The sequence below is a fragment of the Synechococcus lacustris Maggiore-St4-Slac genome (assembly GCF_024345595.1).
GTDB lineage: Bacteria > Cyanobacteriota > Cyanobacteriia > PCC-6307 > Cyanobiaceae > Synechococcus_D > Synechococcus_D lacustris.
In genome coordinates this window covers 243,073-258,336 of the sequence record NZ_JAGQBK010000001.1, presented here as the reverse complement: position 1 = coordinate 258,336, position 15,264 = coordinate 243,073, and the positions used below count along the sequence as shown (strand labels likewise).

The 15,264-nt window shown below is 50.2% G+C and carries 19 protein-coding genes and 1 tRNA gene; 10 read left to right on the top strand and 10 right to left on the bottom strand.

Annotation, left to right across the window (positions count from 1 at the left end; translation table 11 throughout):
• Positions 1 to 27 precede the first annotated feature (27 nt).
• From rlmB to KBY68_RS01405, 6 genes are all read right to left on the bottom strand, one after another.
• On the bottom strand, positions 28 to 1,386 hold the full coding sequence (gene rlmB / locus KBY68_RS01430; RefSeq protein WP_255095623.1) for a 23S rRNA (guanosine(2251)-2'-O)-methyltransferase RlmB: 1,359 nt from the start codon (positions 1,384 to 1,386) through the stop codon (positions 28 to 30).
• 36 nt (positions 1,387 to 1,422) lie between these two features.
• Positions 1,423 to 1,794: a Mini-ribonuclease 3 gene (locus KBY68_RS01425; protein ID WP_255095668.1), complete on the bottom strand. Its 372-nt coding sequence runs from the start codon at positions 1,792 to 1,794 to the stop codon at positions 1,423 to 1,425.
• Between the two features lie 13 nt (positions 1,795 to 1,807).
• Positions 1,808 to 2,191 (bottom strand): STAS domain-containing protein, encoded by a 384-nt coding sequence (locus KBY68_RS01420; RefSeq protein WP_106498935.1) that lies wholly within the window; start codon positions 2,189 to 2,191, stop codon positions 1,808 to 1,810.
• Positions 2,192 to 2,205: 14 nt separating this feature from the next.
• Complete coding sequence (carA, locus tag KBY68_RS01415; protein WP_255095667.1) at positions 2,206 to 3,351, bottom strand: glutamine-hydrolyzing carbamoyl-phosphate synthase small subunit; 1,146 nt, start codon at positions 3,349 to 3,351, stop codon at positions 2,206 to 2,208.
• Positions 3,352 to 3,382: 31 nt separating this feature from the next.
• The gene (gene trpD, locus KBY68_RS01410; RefSeq protein WP_390634968.1) at positions 3,383 to 4,423 is read right to left on the bottom strand and encodes an anthranilate phosphoribosyltransferase; all 1,041 of its coding nucleotides are present in this window, start codon (positions 4,421 to 4,423) and stop codon (positions 3,383 to 3,385) included.
• 90 nt (positions 4,424 to 4,513) lie between these two features.
• Entirely contained in the window at positions 4,514 to 4,855 is a 342-nt protein-coding gene (locus KBY68_RS01405; protein WP_255095621.1) for a DUF3288 family protein, read from the bottom strand.
• Positions 4,856 to 4,910: 55 nt separating this feature from the next.
• Between KBY68_RS01405 and KBY68_RS01400 the strand changes: the two genes are divergently transcribed.
• From KBY68_RS01400 to KBY68_RS01370, 7 genes are all read left to right on the top strand, one after another.
• Positions 4,911 to 6,671: an ABC transporter ATP-binding protein gene (locus KBY68_RS01400; RefSeq protein ID WP_255095620.1), complete on the top strand. Its 1,761-nt coding sequence runs from the start codon at positions 4,911 to 4,913 to the stop codon at positions 6,669 to 6,671.
• Between the two features lie 95 nt (positions 6,672 to 6,766).
• The gene (locus KBY68_RS01395) at positions 6,767 to 7,030 is read left to right on the top strand and encodes a hypothetical protein (RefSeq protein ID WP_106498940.1); all 264 of its coding nucleotides are present in this window, start codon (positions 6,767 to 6,769) and stop codon (positions 7,028 to 7,030) included.
• Complete coding sequence (gene msrA / locus KBY68_RS01390) at positions 7,030 to 7,701, top strand: peptide-methionine (S)-S-oxide reductase MsrA (RefSeq protein WP_255095619.1); 672 nt, start codon at positions 7,030 to 7,032, stop codon at positions 7,699 to 7,701. Before KBY68_RS01395 ends, msrA begins: the two co-directional genes overlap by 1 nt.
• The gene (locus KBY68_RS01385) at positions 7,673 to 8,029 is read left to right on the top strand and encodes a hypothetical protein (RefSeq protein ID WP_255095618.1); all 357 of its coding nucleotides are present in this window, start codon (positions 7,673 to 7,675) and stop codon (positions 8,027 to 8,029) included. The genes msrA and KBY68_RS01385 overlap by 29 nt, the downstream gene beginning before the upstream one ends.
• The gene (locus tag KBY68_RS01380; protein WP_255095617.1) at positions 8,026 to 8,361 is read left to right on the top strand and encodes a hypothetical protein; all 336 of its coding nucleotides are present in this window, start codon (positions 8,026 to 8,028) and stop codon (positions 8,359 to 8,361) included. Before KBY68_RS01385 ends, KBY68_RS01380 begins: the two co-directional genes overlap by 4 nt.
• Before the next feature lie 31 nt (positions 8,362 to 8,392).
• Positions 8,393 to 8,466: transfer RNA gene (locus KBY68_RS01375), tRNA-Pro, on the top strand.
• Positions 8,467 to 8,553: 87 nt separating this feature from the next.
• Entirely contained in the window at positions 8,554 to 8,838 is a 285-nt protein-coding gene (locus tag KBY68_RS01370) for a 2Fe-2S iron-sulfur cluster-binding protein (protein WP_106498944.1), read from the top strand.
• Here the strand turns inward: KBY68_RS01370 and KBY68_RS01365 are convergent.
• Both KBY68_RS01365 and KBY68_RS01360 read right to left on the bottom strand, forming a co-directional pair.
• A complete protein-coding gene (locus KBY68_RS01365) occupies positions 8,835 to 9,062 on the bottom strand; it encodes a hypothetical protein (RefSeq protein WP_255095616.1) in 228 nt (75 codons plus the stop codon). The genes KBY68_RS01370 and KBY68_RS01365 overlap by 4 nt on opposite strands.
• A 23-nt stretch (positions 9,063 to 9,085) precedes the next feature.
• Positions 9,086 to 9,814, bottom strand: a complete 729-nt coding sequence (locus KBY68_RS01360; protein ID WP_255095615.1) for a 3'-5' exonuclease — start codon at positions 9,812 to 9,814, stop codon at positions 9,086 to 9,088.
• 90 nt (positions 9,815 to 9,904) lie between these two features.
• On the opposite strand from KBY68_RS01360, the gene KBY68_RS01355 reads away from it, so the two are divergent.
• Positions 9,905 to 10,360, top strand: a complete 456-nt coding sequence (locus KBY68_RS01355) for a peroxiredoxin (protein ID WP_255095614.1) — start codon at positions 9,905 to 9,907, stop codon at positions 10,358 to 10,360.
• Positions 10,360 to 11,076, top strand: coding sequence for a DUF1350 family protein (locus KBY68_RS01350; protein WP_255095613.1), 717 nt, complete (start codon positions 10,360 to 10,362; stop codon positions 11,074 to 11,076). The genes KBY68_RS01355 and KBY68_RS01350 overlap by 1 nt, the downstream gene beginning before the upstream one ends.
• On the opposite strand, the gene acs is transcribed toward KBY68_RS01350, so the two are convergent.
• Positions 11,055 to 13,025 (bottom strand): acetate--CoA ligase, encoded by a 1,971-nt coding sequence (gene acs / locus KBY68_RS01345; protein WP_255095612.1) that lies wholly within the window; start codon positions 13,023 to 13,025, stop codon positions 11,055 to 11,057. The genes KBY68_RS01350 and acs overlap by 22 nt on opposite strands.
• 89 nt (positions 13,026 to 13,114) lie before the next feature.
• On the opposite strand from acs, the gene KBY68_RS01340 reads away from it, so the two are divergent.
• Complete coding sequence (locus KBY68_RS01340; RefSeq protein ID WP_255095611.1) at positions 13,115 to 13,798, top strand: HAD family hydrolase; 684 nt, start codon at positions 13,115 to 13,117, stop codon at positions 13,796 to 13,798.
• 22 nt (positions 13,799 to 13,820) lie between these two features.
• Here the strand turns inward: KBY68_RS01340 and KBY68_RS01335 are convergent, their stop codons facing one another.
• The gene (locus KBY68_RS01335) at positions 13,821 to 15,245 is read right to left on the bottom strand and encodes an MFS transporter (protein WP_255095610.1); all 1,425 of its coding nucleotides are present in this window, start codon (positions 15,243 to 15,245) and stop codon (positions 13,821 to 13,823) included.
• Between the last annotated feature and the right edge of the window lie 19 nt (positions 15,246 to 15,264).

Here is a 15,264-nt window from a genome sequence, read left to right as displayed (position 1 = left end):
TTGACCTCACATAGGCCCCTCTGGGGCCTATAGGCGGATCTCTGCGCTGAATCCGTCACTTATTTGCTCCTCATTTGGGGTTTCAACAGCTACGGCTGGCGACGATTGCAACTGCACCCGTTGCAGTCGTGGGGCGGGATCCTGGCCATGAATACCTGCCATCCAACCCCTGCGAGCCAGCTCATAAAGCAGCAAAGCAGTTGCTACTGCTGCATTTAAGTTTGGGGTAACCCCGCGCAAGGGGATACGAACTAATTGATCGCAATGGCGGCGGGTAAGCATCGAAAGGCCATTTCCCTCGGAACCGGTAACAACAACCAAGGGGCCCTCTAAATCAGCATCCATAAGAGGAACACTGCCCTCCTCGGCTAAACCAACCACGCGGTAGCCATTTTCTTTCAAGGATTCCAGAGCCCGATTCAAATTCACCACCCTTGCAATGGGTAGATGCTCGAGCGCTCCGGCTGCCACCTTTGCCACAGAACCTGTTAACCCTGCACTGCGCCGCTGGGGCAGCACTAAACCATGGGCACCAAGGGCCTCCGCACTGCGCACGATCGCACCAAGATTTTGTGGATCGGTGAGCCCATCTACAGCCATCAAAAGGGGTGCCTCCCCCAATTGACTACAACCTTCCACAAGGGTTTTCAGGTTGAGGGTTTCCGCCGCTGCCGTTTGCAGCACAATTCCCTGGTGAACAGCTGCGCCACTGAGTTGGGCCAGGCGAGCCCAGGTAACCTCCTCAACCAAAACACCAGAACCCTTTGCTTCCCTAAGTAGCTGTAAAAAACGACTGCTGAATCGCATCTCTGGCGTACACCAGATGCGATGAATTGGGCGACCGCTTTCTAGGGCTGCCATGGCCGCGTGGCGGCCCCAAACCAAATCATCAATCTCGGGGCTTGTGTTGCTATCGGCGGTTGGTTCAAAATCTTGATTGGATCTTGGATCACTTCTGCGATCCAAACTTCTGCGATCAGAACTTGTTCTCTCTGAACTGGGTCGATCAAAACTTGTTCTCTCTAGACGTGTTCTCTCAAAACGTGTTTGACCGGCACGGCTTCTATCTGAGCGAGAACGGTCGCTAGTAGACCTTCCAAAACTGGGTCGATCTGATCTTGGCCTATCAAAACTTGGTCGATCTGAGCTTGCTCGATCTGAGCTTGTTCGATCAAAACTTGGTCGCTCAGATCTATTCGTTCGGTATCGATCAGATCGGTCGGCCCGCTCCGGAGATTCGTAAGACTTGCTGCGATCCTGCCTATCGGAGCGACCAAGGCGCACCGGACGCTCCGGCCGGCTAGAGGCTCCCCTAGCTGGACCGTCGGGACGGCTGAAGGGTCGCCTAGGGCGCTCCCCTTTGGGGCGATCGGGACGGGGAGCCATGGCGGAGGCAGCAAAGGGAACCAGGCTCAAACAATTTCACACCGGGCCATCCAGGGGTAAATCCTGAAAAAGGCAAAGCAACTCATTAAGTCGCTCCGGATTGCAGAGATAGAGCCAGCCAACCATTGTCTCAAACCCTGAGGCCCTGCCATAGATGGCTGGATCCACACGCCTCGGCCCTCTACCCGCTGAATTACGCCCCCTGCGCACCCATTCCAGCTCAGATTCGGTTAGGTGGGGCTCTAAAAAAAACAAAGCGGCGCTTTGGGCTTCGGCGCGTACTTGCTCAACACCAGCTTGATGAAGCCGGTGGGAACTGGCTTGGTGGCGCACCAACCTGGTGCGCTGGTGAAGTTCCCACACGGCATCTCCAAGCCATGCCAACTGGGCGGGGCCCGGCAAGGCCATGCCAATTGGAGTTTTACTGGGCAGCAAAACCACTTAGGGCAGTGGTGAGATCCGGTTGAAGATTAAGGAAAGCTTCCAATCTCACCAGCTTCACCGTTTGCACAACACGGCTATTTCCAACTACAAAAAATTTGAGTTTTGCCTCATTGCGCTGCTTGGCAATTTGCACGAGGGCGCCAAGGCCAGATGAATCAAGGAAATCAACCTTGCTCAGATCTAGTACCAAAGGAAGCTTGGATTTAGCCACGTATTGGCTTACAAAATCGCGGAATTGACGTTCCGAGTAGGCATCCAGCTGACCAGTGAAATGGAACAGCAGGTAGCGCTCCTGGGGTTCAAATCCACCACGGAGAGAGACGGTGAGTCGCTGCAATTCGGTGATGGCTCCAGTCCTCAACAGCTGATGGGCCCCTATGGGCGCTCAATCTTATCCACAGATCGCCTATCTGCCATCAATGCCACAAATTTGGCGAAATGATGATCAGCGTCATGGGGTCCTGGGGATGCCTCCGGGTGATACTGCACCCCAAAAACGGGCTGATGCAAAAGCTCAATGGCGGCAACGGTTCCATCATTCAGGTTTTTATGGGTGATCTTCACCCGATCAGGATCAAGGCTTGCCGCATCAATGGCAAATCCATGGTTTTGACTTGTAATTTCCACAATCCCCGCTGCGCCACAGGGGTGGTTAAGGCCGCGATGGCCATAACCAAGTTTGAAGCTTCTGCCACCAAGGGCCAAACCAAGAATTTGATGCCCCAGGCAAATGCCAAAAACAGGCAGGTTTTTTTCTTGCAGCAATCCCCTCGCCAAGCCAATGGCTGAACTCACTGCAGCGGGATCTCCAGGCCCATTTGAAAGAAACACTCCCTCGGGTTTACAAGCCAGAACCTGCTCCAAGGAACAGCTTGCAGGCAACACTCTGAGTTCACAGCCGTGGGCCGCCAAGCGTTCGAGAATTGCTCGCTTTATGCCGAAATCAATGGCCACCACTTGATAGGGCTTGCTTGGTTGCGCTTTCAAGCGTTGATCAAAGCCAACCGGTGATAGCTGTTGCCAGCTGTAGGGCTTAGGGGTTGAAACCTGCTGGGCCAGATTTAAACCTTCCATTGATGGGGCAGAACAAACCATTTCATGGAGTGTTTTGGCTGATGTGCCATCGCTACTCACGGCCCCATTCATGGCGCCACCCTCCCGTAAAACCCTCACCAAAGCGCGGGTGTCTACACCAAATAAACCCACTACCCCGTGCTGCTGCAGCCATTGATCAAGGCTTGCGGTTGCGCGCCAACTACTGGCAACCGGCGACAATTCCCTGCTGATAACAGCCTGCACAGCAGGTTTATCAGATTCCATATCAAATTCGTTTATGCCGGTGTTGCCAAATTCTGGATAAGTAAAAGTAATTAATTGACCCGCATAGCTTGGATCGGTGAGCACCTCTTGGTAGCCGGTCATCCCGGTGTTAAAAACCACTTCACCAATGGCTGTTCCTCTAGCACCAAAGCTTTTGCCCCTCAGTACGGTGCCATCGGCGAGCACAAGCTGGGCTTCCATCAACTGCGGCACGATTTTTGAATTACGAGGATCATCCCGCAACGGGGTTTAGGGCAGTGCGGAGGGCTAGTAAACGCTGCCATGGCTCCCCACTATCAAGGCTCGCTAGGGCACGTTCCACACCATCACCCCAATGCTGCACTGAACCGTTGCACCAAAGCGCCAGAGCTGTATTAAGAGCTACCACCTCCCGTTGGGCCTTGCTGCCATTGCCTTGCAACACCCGCTCAAGAATTTCTTGATTGGTTACGAGATCACCGCCCTCAATTTCAGCAAGGGGCGCAAGGCTCAAGCCAAAAGCGGTGGGATCTAATTGCTGGGCGTGCAATTCACCTGCATCTAAAACAATCAATTCATTTGTTCCAGCGAGGCTCGCTTCATCCAAACCACCATGGCCATAAACAACCACAGCCCTCTGTAAACCCAAATTTTTGAGGGCCCCAGCCATGGGTTTCAACAAATTAATGTCCGCCACCCCCAACACCTGGGCCTCGGGGGCGAGTGGATTAACAAGAGGGCCTAAAAGATTAAATATGGTGCGCACGCCAAGGTTGCGGCGCAGGGGGGCAAGCGCCGCCAGGGAGCCATGCCAGCCAGGGGCAAACAAAAAACTAACGCCGGCTCGATCGATTGCACCAACAACTGATTCCAAAGGAGCTGTTAGTTGAATGCCAAGCCCCTCCAGCACATCTGCTGAACCAACCTTGCCGCTTGCACTACGGTTGCCATGCTTAGCCACCTTTACCCCACAGCTGGCGGCGGTGAAGGCAACGGCTGTGGAGATATTGAAACTATTGGCACCATCACCACCGGTGCCGCAACTATCGAGCAGAGGCCCATCGGGGCGCTTGCAGGGCAGCGGTGCCGCTGCCCTCAGCACCAAGGCCATGGCTGATAGCTCAATTGCTGAGGGGGTGCGACAGCGCAGGGCAGCTAGAAAAGCACCGGTTTGAACCGCACTAAGACTGTTTTCCAACCAGGCCTGCATCAACCCGGCCGCATCCTCTTCAGCCAAGCATTCCCCTTGGAGAAGGCGCTCCAACAAGGCGGGGAGCTGCTGAACCACTTGCATAGCTAAAAAAAAGACCCGGATGCTAAGCATCGCGGGCCAGGTGATGGGGACCTCTTAATAATCGCCTAAGAAGTGGCCAATTCGGGTGATCTAGGCGTCATTTTCACTATCGGTTGAATCAAAGCCACTGCCCACTTGCGATCCCACCTCACTGCCAGGTTGAGCATTGAGCTGTTCACCAGGCAGATAACCAGAGCTCCAGAGCTCCCTACAGCGACGGTTGAGTTCATTGCGATCAAAACCCCAGAGCCTCAGGGTTTTTTCCAGGTCTTCTTTAAGGTCGGTGGCACCTGGAAAACCCTGATAGCGATTAAAAAGCCTTGCGGCATCAACCATTTGCCCACTGGTTGGCTCCTTAGCAGCCAGCAAACCATCAACAATGTTGCGATCTAGGGCATACAGGGGATGGGACTGGGGGGACTCAATCGCCATGGCACCTCCATTGGGGTTGATTGCTACGTAGTTTGGGTGTGAGGGGAGGGATTGGATGTTTGCTTCGTTGAAACTGGGTTTGATTGCCCGTTATTTACGGCCCCAACGCAAGCAACTTTTGCGGGGGGCGTTGGCTCTTTTGGTGGTGAATTTGCTCGGCACCACATTGCCTTTGTTGGTGCAAAGAACCGTAAACAGCCTCAAGCCAGGCTTTTCTCTTGGCGATCTACTCCACCAAGCCCTTTGGATTGCCCTGCTTGCTAGCGCCATGGCCGGGGTAAGGCTTTGGTCGCGGGTATTGGTTTTTGGCGCCGGCAGGCAGGTGGAAATCTTGTTGCGTCAACGTATTTTTGATCATTTGTTGAAACAGGAGCCCGGCTGGGTACAAACCGCTGGCAGCGGCGAAGTGATTAGCAGATCTACAAGTGATGTGGAAAATGTACGGCGGCTGCTTGGATTCGCGGTATTAAGCCTTGCAAACACAGCCCTTGCCTATGCGTTCACCCTGCCAGCAATGCTGGCCATAGACCCCTGGCTAAGCCTGGCGGCAATCATCCTCTACCCATTGATGCTGGTGGTGGTGGGCGCCTCGGGGGGACGCATGATGAGCCAACAACGCCAACAACAGCAGAATCTTGCCCAATTAAGCGATTTAATCCAAGAGGATCTCTCAGGAATTAGTGCAATCAAAATCTATGGGCAAGAACCCACAGAGGTAGGTGCATTTGCATCTCTAAGCAAACGCTATCGCGATGCCGCCATTGCCCTCGCCCGCACCCGCAGCACTCTTTTTCCATTACTAGAAGGCATCAGTTCACTATCACTGCTCGTACTTTTAGCTCTTGGTAGTGGTCAACTGGAGCGCGGCAGCCTCACATTAGGCGGATTAATTGCCCTTATTCTTTATATTGAACGCCTTGTATTTCCCACCGCGCTACTGGGTTTCACCCTCAGTTCATTCCAAACAGGACAGGTGAGTCTTGAGAGAGTTGAAGACCTACTTAGCCGTGAGGCAAGCATTCAAGATCCAATTAGGGCAGATGAGTTGCAAGAAAATTCCACAGGGGCAAGTATCGAAGCAAGGGATCTGTGTGTGCGATATCCAGGCGCTAGCAAAAATTCTTTAAACAAGCTTAGTTTTTGCGTTAAGCCCGGTGAGTTGGTGGCAGTGGTTGGCCCTGTAGGCAGCGGTAAAACAACCCTGGCAAGAGCCTTAGGGCGCATGTTGGAGGTTCCTTCCGGTCAACTATTTATTAACGGACAAGACATCACTTGCCTAAAACTCGCCGACCTTCGCAAACAGATTGCAATGGTGCCCCAGGAGGGCTATTTATTTTCAGCAACCCTTGCAGAAAACCTTTGCTATGGTGATCCAAATGCTGAAATTCTGCAGCTAGAGAGAGTTGTTCAGCAAGCACAACTCAAGGCCGATGTTGAAAGCTTTCCAGATCGTTATCAAACCCTTGTGGGTGAGAGAGGTATCACCCTTAGTGGTGGCCAAAGGCAAAGATCATCCCTTGCCCGCGCCTTACTTGTTGATGCTCCACTTCTTGTGCTTGATGATGCCCTTGCCAGCGTAGATAACCGCACCGCTGCAGCAATTCTGCAATCCCTAACCATCGACCTACATCGCACGGTGTTGTTCATAAGCCACCAACTATCTGCGGCTGCCGCCTGTGATCGGGTATTGGTGATAGTTGATGGCCAGTTGGTTCAAGAGGGCACCCACCGGGAATTAGTGGGCCAGGAGGGCACCTATCGGCGCCTGTGGGAAAGGGAAAAGGCCAGCACTGATCTAGAAGTGGCTGCTCGCTAAACAGTTGTTCTCGCTAAGCAGTTGTTTAAGAAGTGCCATTTTTTTCATTTCCAGCCAGTTGATTGTCCATAGTTGAACAAATAGCAAAGGCCGCCATGGGCAACATTCACGCCTACCGCATGAGCTGCACCCTCACATTTGGGGACATATACGGCCAGGTGCTGGCATGGGTTGGCTTGATCTTTATCAGCCTTGCAACAGCATTGAGCTTGATGGGTGCCAGCAGACCCCTGTTTGCCTTGGTGGCCGTGGGTTTGATCCTGGTGCTATCGCTGCCATTTTTGGTTTTTGCTTTCACCACAACGCTGCTTAATCACATTGCATTAGAACCAAGGGAGCAAAGCAGCAGCAACGCCTAATGGCCGAATCAACCAAACATTTTGTGCTTGGCAGTTTTATCGATGCCGAGGCGGAACCGAACCAAGCTGAGGCGATCTTCGGCTGCGGTTGCTTTTGGGGTGCAGAAAAAGGCTTTTGGCGATTGCCAGGGGTTGTTACTACCGCCGTTGGTTATGCCGGTGGCAATGGCGCTTCACCTAGCTACGAAGCAGTTTGTGGTGGTCGCACTGGCCACGCTGAGGTGGTGAGGGTGGTTTGGAACAAGCAAATTGTTGATTTCTGCGATCTACTCAAGCTCTTTTGGGAATGCCACGATCCCACCCAGGGTGATCGCCAAGGCAATGACCGCGGCAGTCAGTATCGATCGGTTATTTACACAAACGATCCAAACCTTGATGCGATTGCAAAGGCAAGCTGTGATGCCTATCAAAATTTATTAACCGAAAAGGGTTTTGCTGCCATCAGCACTGAAATTAAACTGAATCAAATCTTCTATGCCGCTGAGGAATACCACCAGCAGTACCTGGCCAAGCCTGGAAGCCGCCCTTACTGCTCAGCACAACCAACCAGGGTGAGCCTTGGCCCCTTTCCAGGCTGCCACTACCTCCTGCCAGAAAAGGTTTGGAGCCATTACGACTGGTCGGTGAGCCACTGTGTGCTGCGTGGTGAGAACAGCCCAATCGAGCTTTAACAAGGTGAGGCTTTGGGCTCTAGCCCTTGCTGCACCACTGTTTTTTACAGCAAATTCGGCTCACTCAGGTCCTTCCCCCTGGTGGGAACACTATGAGCTGAAGCAAACCTATCGCTGCGCCGATAGCAGTGAATTACTGCTGGAACGCAACGACAGCCAAGCCTCGATGTACCACAGGGGCTATAAAACAAATCTGTTTCGAGATCAGAAGGCCTTTGCCTTAACCCGTTATGCCAATGAAAGATTGAGCGTTGTGCTCAGTGGTGATGAACTAACCATCGAAGACCTACTCAGCAAAACCCGCTGCCATCGCACGGAACAGGTGTGACCAACAACCCTTCTCCTAAACAACCAAACAAGCCCCTTCACCCCCTGCCAAAGGGCCTTGTGGAGCTCTATGGACTGCTTGCGGTGCTCTTTGTTTTGGTGCCTGAATGGCTAGCTGGCAATGCCCTTGCCCAGCTACAGGATTCCAATTCGGAAGCCTCGTTACCGGCCACATCTGCGGCCTGGAAGCGAGTGCCGGAATTGATGCTTGCCTCCCTAAGCATGCTGGAGTTGAGGGCCCTTGCCCGCAGCCGCCGTTTGTATGGATATCAAAGGCAATTGCGAGAACACCTAACCCTGCGCTTGCTAAAGCAATTGCGCAAACAACGCTAGGCACTTGCTGCTGTGTTACTTTTCAAAGGTTCGGGGCGTAGCGCAGCTTGGTAGCGCACCACTTTGGGGTAGTGGGGGTCGTGGGTTCAAATCCCGCCGCTCCGATTGATCATTAAAAACTACCGGCAATTGCCGGTTTTTTTTTGCCTTTAAGCATTGCTACTGCTATCAAGGAATAAAGATTCAGCAATCATGGCTAGCTACACAATCACCATCGAAGCTGGAAAGAGCTTTAGCTGTGCAGACGACAGCTACATACTCGATGCAGCTGATGCCGCCGGGGTAGATCTGCCCTATTCATGCCGGGCAGGGGCCTGTTCCACCTGCGCGGGCAAGTTGATTAGTGGAGCGGTTGATCAAGCAGATCAAAGCTTTTTAGATGATGAGCAAATGGCCCAGGGTTATGCGCTGCTATGCGTTAGTTATCCCACCTCGGATTGCACAATCAAAAGTAATGCAGCGGAAGAAATTAGTTAAACCAAGCGAGTTGCCGCTCTGTATACCTGCAACCAACGATTAATCCTTGGTTTTAAACTTTGGGGGATTTCGTGTAACAGCTGATCTAATTCAAGGGCGCCAAGCCGTTGCAGATCACGAATCTCGCCATGCCAAAGATTTTCCGCCTCACGGATGAGCCTTGCCCATGTGCGGGCCCTTTGCCAGGTGCAAAGTTGCAGGTTTAGCAAAGTGCTGGCTGCCATGGCTCCAGCATAAAAGCCAATGATTAACCCGCCAACGGTTTTGCTTCAAATGGTAATTCCAAGGTTTGCAGTTGCCTTTGGCTGAGGCGACGGGTCCAAGCCCCCTTAATTGGTTCATTCCAGCGAAAACCAGCATCCTTAGCTAATTGCCTTTGGGCGTAGCTAACTTGAGCTTGATAAAGCTGGCGAGGTTCGAGAGCTTCCAAAAGCAGAGCCTCTAAATCATCACAACGCTCAAATACTTGGGCTATGTAGATGCAATCCGTTAGGGCCCTGTGGGCAGCCCAAACGGGAATTGAAAAAGCAAGGGCTAAATCCCTCAACGATGGCCTTGCTTTCAAACCAAGGGCCTTTGGCCAAGCCAGATCCTCCATGCTGCAAACCCAAGGCATATCAAGGCAGGGAAGCTGGCCGCAACCAAACCAGCGGCGATCAAAACAAGCGTTGTGGGCAACAGCCACATCGGCCGCAGCGGCCATCGCTTCAAACAACTGCAAACTCTGGTGCCAGGGCTGGGATAGCTGGGTGGCCTTTGGATCGATGCCGTTAACGGCAATGGCCGGGTTACTAGTTGCCGGCAATAGAAAGGAGAGTTGGCTTAAAACACAGCGATGGGGAACGGAAAAAAGGATTGCGCCAACTTCTAGGCACTGGTGCAAGGTTGGCTCTAAACCAGTGGTTTCAGTGTCGATGATCAAAAGTTGTTGGGGCAACGCAGTTAACAAACTGGGTTGTTGCCATGCTGCAGCCATTTATGGGGATTCACTGGTTCTATCGTCCCAGCAAAACACTAAGCCAGCAAGAATCTGTCTAGGGTTTGGGGGCGCCAATGCAGTAATGCCATGTCTATTGCCGTTGGAGACAAGGCTCCGGCCTTCAGCCTGAAGGATCAAAATGGAATAGAGCGATGCTTAAACAACATTGGTGAAAAGGCATTAGTGCTGTTTTTCTACCCAAAAGACGACACCCCCGGCTGCACCATTGAGGCATGTTCCTTCAGAGATCAATATGCAACACTCCAACAGTTGGGAGCAGAGGTATGGGGTGTGAGTGGCGACGGTGCATCGAGCCACAGACGCTTTGCCGAACGCCATCAACTTCCCTATCCACTTCTAGTGGATGAACAAAATAAACTACGCCAACAATTTGGCGTACCCAATTCACTGATTTTACTACCAGGAAGAGTAACATATGTTATTGACAAATATAAAATAGTCAAACTTGTGTTTAATGCAATGCTTGACGCAAATGCCCATGTTGCCAAGGCAAAAACAACCCTGGAAATGCTTAATTCTTAATGGGCTGGCAGCAATTAGGTGAACTATGGGTATATCGCCCAAGGGAACCAAAGGCCTTAATTCAGTTTATTGGCGGCAGCGGCTTAGGAGCAACACCCCAGTTGAGTTACCGCAGGCTGTTAGAAGCTCTAGCTGAACAGGGTTGGCTTATCCACTGCTGGCCATTCGTACCAAATTTTGATCATCAATACCTAGCTGTTAATGCTTGGCGTTCTTTTAGGGCAGGTCAACAGAATTTAGCTTGCCTAAGACTTGGCCACAGCATGGGCTGCAAACTGCATCTACTGGCCCCCGACCAAGGGCGGGGCTGCAAAGCCCAGGCCCACATGAGCTTTAATAATTTTTCAGCTGGCCGCTCAATTCCATTTTTCAATGAATTGGCACCAAGGCTAGGTATAACAAGTGAATTCAGCCCAGGCCCAGATGAAACAATGCAGATTATTAGCGATATTAAAGCACCAAAAAATCAACTTATTATTAAATTTAAGAGCGACGAATTAGACCAGAGCAACCTGTTGCTTAAATGCCTAAACAAAAATCCATCTAGTAATGTTAAACAATTGGAACTTAGCGGTGATCATCTCACCCCTGCAAGCGCTGGATTAAGGCAGCAATTTCTAGCGGGAATCACAGACGGTTCACGCCAGCGGCAATTAAATCGTTTGGCAGCAGCGATTACAGAATGGTGGAATACTCAAGCATCATTACGCAACTGATCAAGAACAGAACGATCTTCAAGGGTACTTGTATCACCACTTATCTCTTCACCAGATGCCAAAGCCCTAAGAATCCGTCGCATGATTTTACCGCTACGGGTTTTAGGTAATGAATCTGTGAAATTAATCTGGTCTGGTTTTGCAATAGGGCCAATTTCATTGCCCACATGGGCCCTTAATTCAGCCACTAATTCTTCGCTACCAAGCCGATCAACCTGAAGGGTTACAAAAGCAACAATTGCCTCTCCCTTTAAATCATCAAAACGCCCCACAACTGCCGCTTCGGCTACTGCAGGGTGACTAACAAGGGCCGATTCTATTTCCATGCTACCCAAACGATGGCCGGAAACATTGATCACATCATCCACACGACCCATCACCCAGAAATAACCAGCCTCATCCCTGCGGGCACCATCGCCAGCAAAGTAAATAGTGGAACCATCAGCCGGCTTGATATACGACCAATAATTTGAACGGAATCGCTCTGGATCTCCTTGCAATGTTCGCATCATGCCCGGCCATGGTTTAAGGATTACTAAATAACCACCTTGATTTGCAGCTAATAAATTACCATTGGCATCCATTACTGCAGCGGTAATCCCAGGTAGGGGCAATGTTGCAGAACCAGGTTTAGTTGGGGTTGCAGCCGCAAGGGGACTGATCATCACGCCACCGGTTTCAGTTTGCCACCAAGTATCAACAATTGGACATTTATTTGAGCCAATAACATCCCTGTACCACATCCATGCCTCAGGATTAATAGGTTCACCAACGCTGCCTAAAATACGCAATGAGCTCATATCAAATTGATCTGGCACCTGCCTACCACTTTTCATAAACGCCCGAATAGCCGTTGGCGCTGTATAAAACAAACTAACTTTATGCTTCTCAATGATCTGCCAAAAAGCACCAGGATTAGAAGCCCTTGGAGCTCCTTCATACATCAATGTTGTGGCGCCGTTAGAGAGTGGACCATAAACAATATAACTATGACCTGTAATCCATCCAACGTCGGCAGTACACCAGTGTATATCATTTTCCTTCAGGTCAAATATCCATTTAAATGTTAAGTGAGCCCATAAATTGTAACCAGCTGTGGTGTGAACAACCCCTTTTGGTTTCCCAGTGGAACCTGATGTATAAAGTACAAATAATCTATCTTCACTATTCATAGGTTCAGCCTCGCAAGCTGATGATTGGCAATCAACCAAATCGTGCCACCAATGGTCACGACCGTTCTGCATACCAACCTCTTGCTTAGTGCGTTGCACAACTAATACTTTTTGCACAGATTCACAGCCCTGGGAAAGGGCGTCATCAACGGCTAACTTGAGCCCTACGGCTTTATCTTTGCGAAATCCACCATCAGCTGTGATCACTAATTTTGCTTTGCCATCATTGAGGCGATCCCTAAGGGCCTCAGCTGAAAAACCACCAAATACAACCGAATGGGCAGCTCCAATGCGCGCACAGGCCAACATGGCGATGGCGGCCTCTGGCAACATTGGCATGTAAAGAGCAACTAAATCGCCCCGCTCAACACCAAGGGCTTTAAGGGCATTTGCAGCTTTACAAACCTCATGGTGGAGTTGCCTGTAGGTAAAAATACGGCTATCGCCTGGTTCCCCTTCCCAAATAAGCGCTTGTTTATCAGCCCTGGGGCCTTGCAGATGGCGATCAAGGCAGTTGTAAGAAATATTTGTGGTGCCCCCTTCAAACCAGCGGGCAAACGGCGGATTAGTCCAATCGAGCACTTGGCTAAATGGGCTGAACCAATGGAGCTCCCGCTTGGCATGGCTTCCCCAAAAGAGCTCGGGGTTTGCCTCTGCCTCCGCCACAAGCTGCCTGTAGCTGGCCATGGAACCGATGGCAGCGCTTTGGGAGAGCTCTGCTGGGGGATCAAAGGTGCGCTCTTCCTTGAGAACAGATTCAATGGCCATGTCTGTCATCACTGGGGGGGCAATCGCCCTTGCAAGGTTGCTTAAACAGTTATCTAACCGACAAGCCCTCGGTCGTCAAAGCAAAAAAGCAGGAGAAGATGCAGGTGTATGTACCCAGCAACGCTGTGCTCCAACACCTGCGGCAAATCAAACCCGCCGGCTGCCTCTTTGATCTTGATGGCCTTTTGCTAGATACGGAACCTCTGCACAGCAGAGCATGGGCCGCAAGCATCGAGCATTTTGGCGCCCACGTGCCTGAAGGCCTATTGCTGGAGCTCAGGGGCCGCAATCGTTTTGATAATGCGGCGGCGGTAATTAAAAAATTAAACCTACAAATAAGCAGTGAGGAGCTCTTGGCAATTCAACAACCAATATCTCAATCCCTGGTTTCAAATGCCCAACCCATGGCTGGAGCAAGGGAGCTGGTTGAGCTTTGCCACAAAAAAAATATACCCATGGCCATTGCCACTAGCAGTGGCATGCAGGCGGTATTGGTAAAACTAAAACCACACCCATGGTTGGATTCGATAAAAGTGCGGGTCCATGGAGATGACGCAAACATTGATAGGGGAAAACCAGCCCCCGATTTATTTATTGAAGCCGCAAAACAATTAAATGTTGATCCAAAAAATTGCTGGGCATTTGAGGATTCTCCCGCAGGGGCAACTGCAGCTTTTGCAGCCGGTTGCGAAGTTTTTGTATTACCAGCCCCAGGTTTAAATGCAAAGGATTATCCAGAAAAATCAATTATCCTAGAAACCTTATTTAATGTGCCAATATAATAAGAGTTTCAATATAGTGAAATCATATCGTTTCCAGGTTAACACCTTTTGTTTCCACTCGATAAAGCCAAGTAATCCAGGCGCCAATTAACGAGGTTAGGGCAAGCAATGGAAGTAAGCGATCTGCCCCAAAACCACTTAGCAAAGCAGGAAAAAAGAAAGCGGTTATTACAGCTCCAACCTTGCCAGATGCAGCAGCGAATCCAGCACCTACTCCTCTAATTTTAGTAGGAAATACTTCACCAGCAATTAAGTAAGTTTGAGAATTTGGCCCTAGATTCGTCATAAATTGGAACAGGAAAAAGCCAACTCCAATTAAAACTATATTATTGGCACCATTGAAATTTCCAGCCGCTGCAATTAACAGGCCAAGGGCGCAACCTATGAAGCCAGCTATTTGCAAAGGGATCCTACCCAACTTATCTGAAAGCCATATGGCAAAAGCAATGCCAACTAAAAAGCCAATATCAACTAGGGCAGTTCCCTTGGCACCAAGTAAATCGTTATGGATTAAAGCGGAAAGATTATGCTCTTGGGCCTCTGCGCCGAAGGCTGCTGCAATTATTATTGGTGTAAAAATACCAATTCCATAGGTAGAAATATCCTGGAGAAACCATGGCAAAGAAGCAAGTATTGTAGATTTGAGCTGCTTACCATGGAAAAGATCTCCAAATTTGCTTGATTTATACTTAACCACTCCCTCCTCGGCAATTTCTAGTTGCAATAAACTTATATCTTGCCTATTTAAGAGTTTGCGAAGCTGCTTTTCAGCCTTAGTTAAATGCCCTTTACTAAGGAGCCAATGGCTACTTTCAGGCAAAAATATTCGCCCCCAAGCAACAAGAGCAACGGGGATAACAGGTAATAAATAGAAAATCCTCCAGGTACTCAGTTCTGGTTTAGAACTCAAAACAACCGCACAGATCGCCGTACCGATTACAGCTCCCAAGGCCTGAAAACTAAAAGCACCCAATACAAGCCTGCCGCGAATTGAGGCTGGTATGCTCTCGGAAATAACTAAATGGGCTGTTGGATAATCAGCGCCAAGGGCTAAGCCCATTATAAAAAGCCAAAATATAAGCAATTCACTACTGCTGCTAAATGATGCACCTAATAATCCAATCAATAGCAAAACCATCTCTCCTATAAAAACCGGCTTTCGGCCAAAGCGATCAGCCAGCCCGCCAAGAAAGAGAGCACCTATTAATATTCCAGCCAATGTAGCAGCAGTAATGAATCCTTTTGTTGTTTGATCAATTGAAAACTGCTCAGAAACCAAAGGAAGTGCTATTCCACCCATGAAAACAATCAGGCCTTCAAAAAACTTGCCCGCAGTGGCAAGGCTCCAAACCAACCATTGCATCCCAGATAGGGGTGCTTTGCCAAGGGAGGATCCATCCTGCCAATTAGGAATTTCCTCGATGTAAGCCTGAACTGTTTTTTTCATTGTTATTACATAGTTTTAA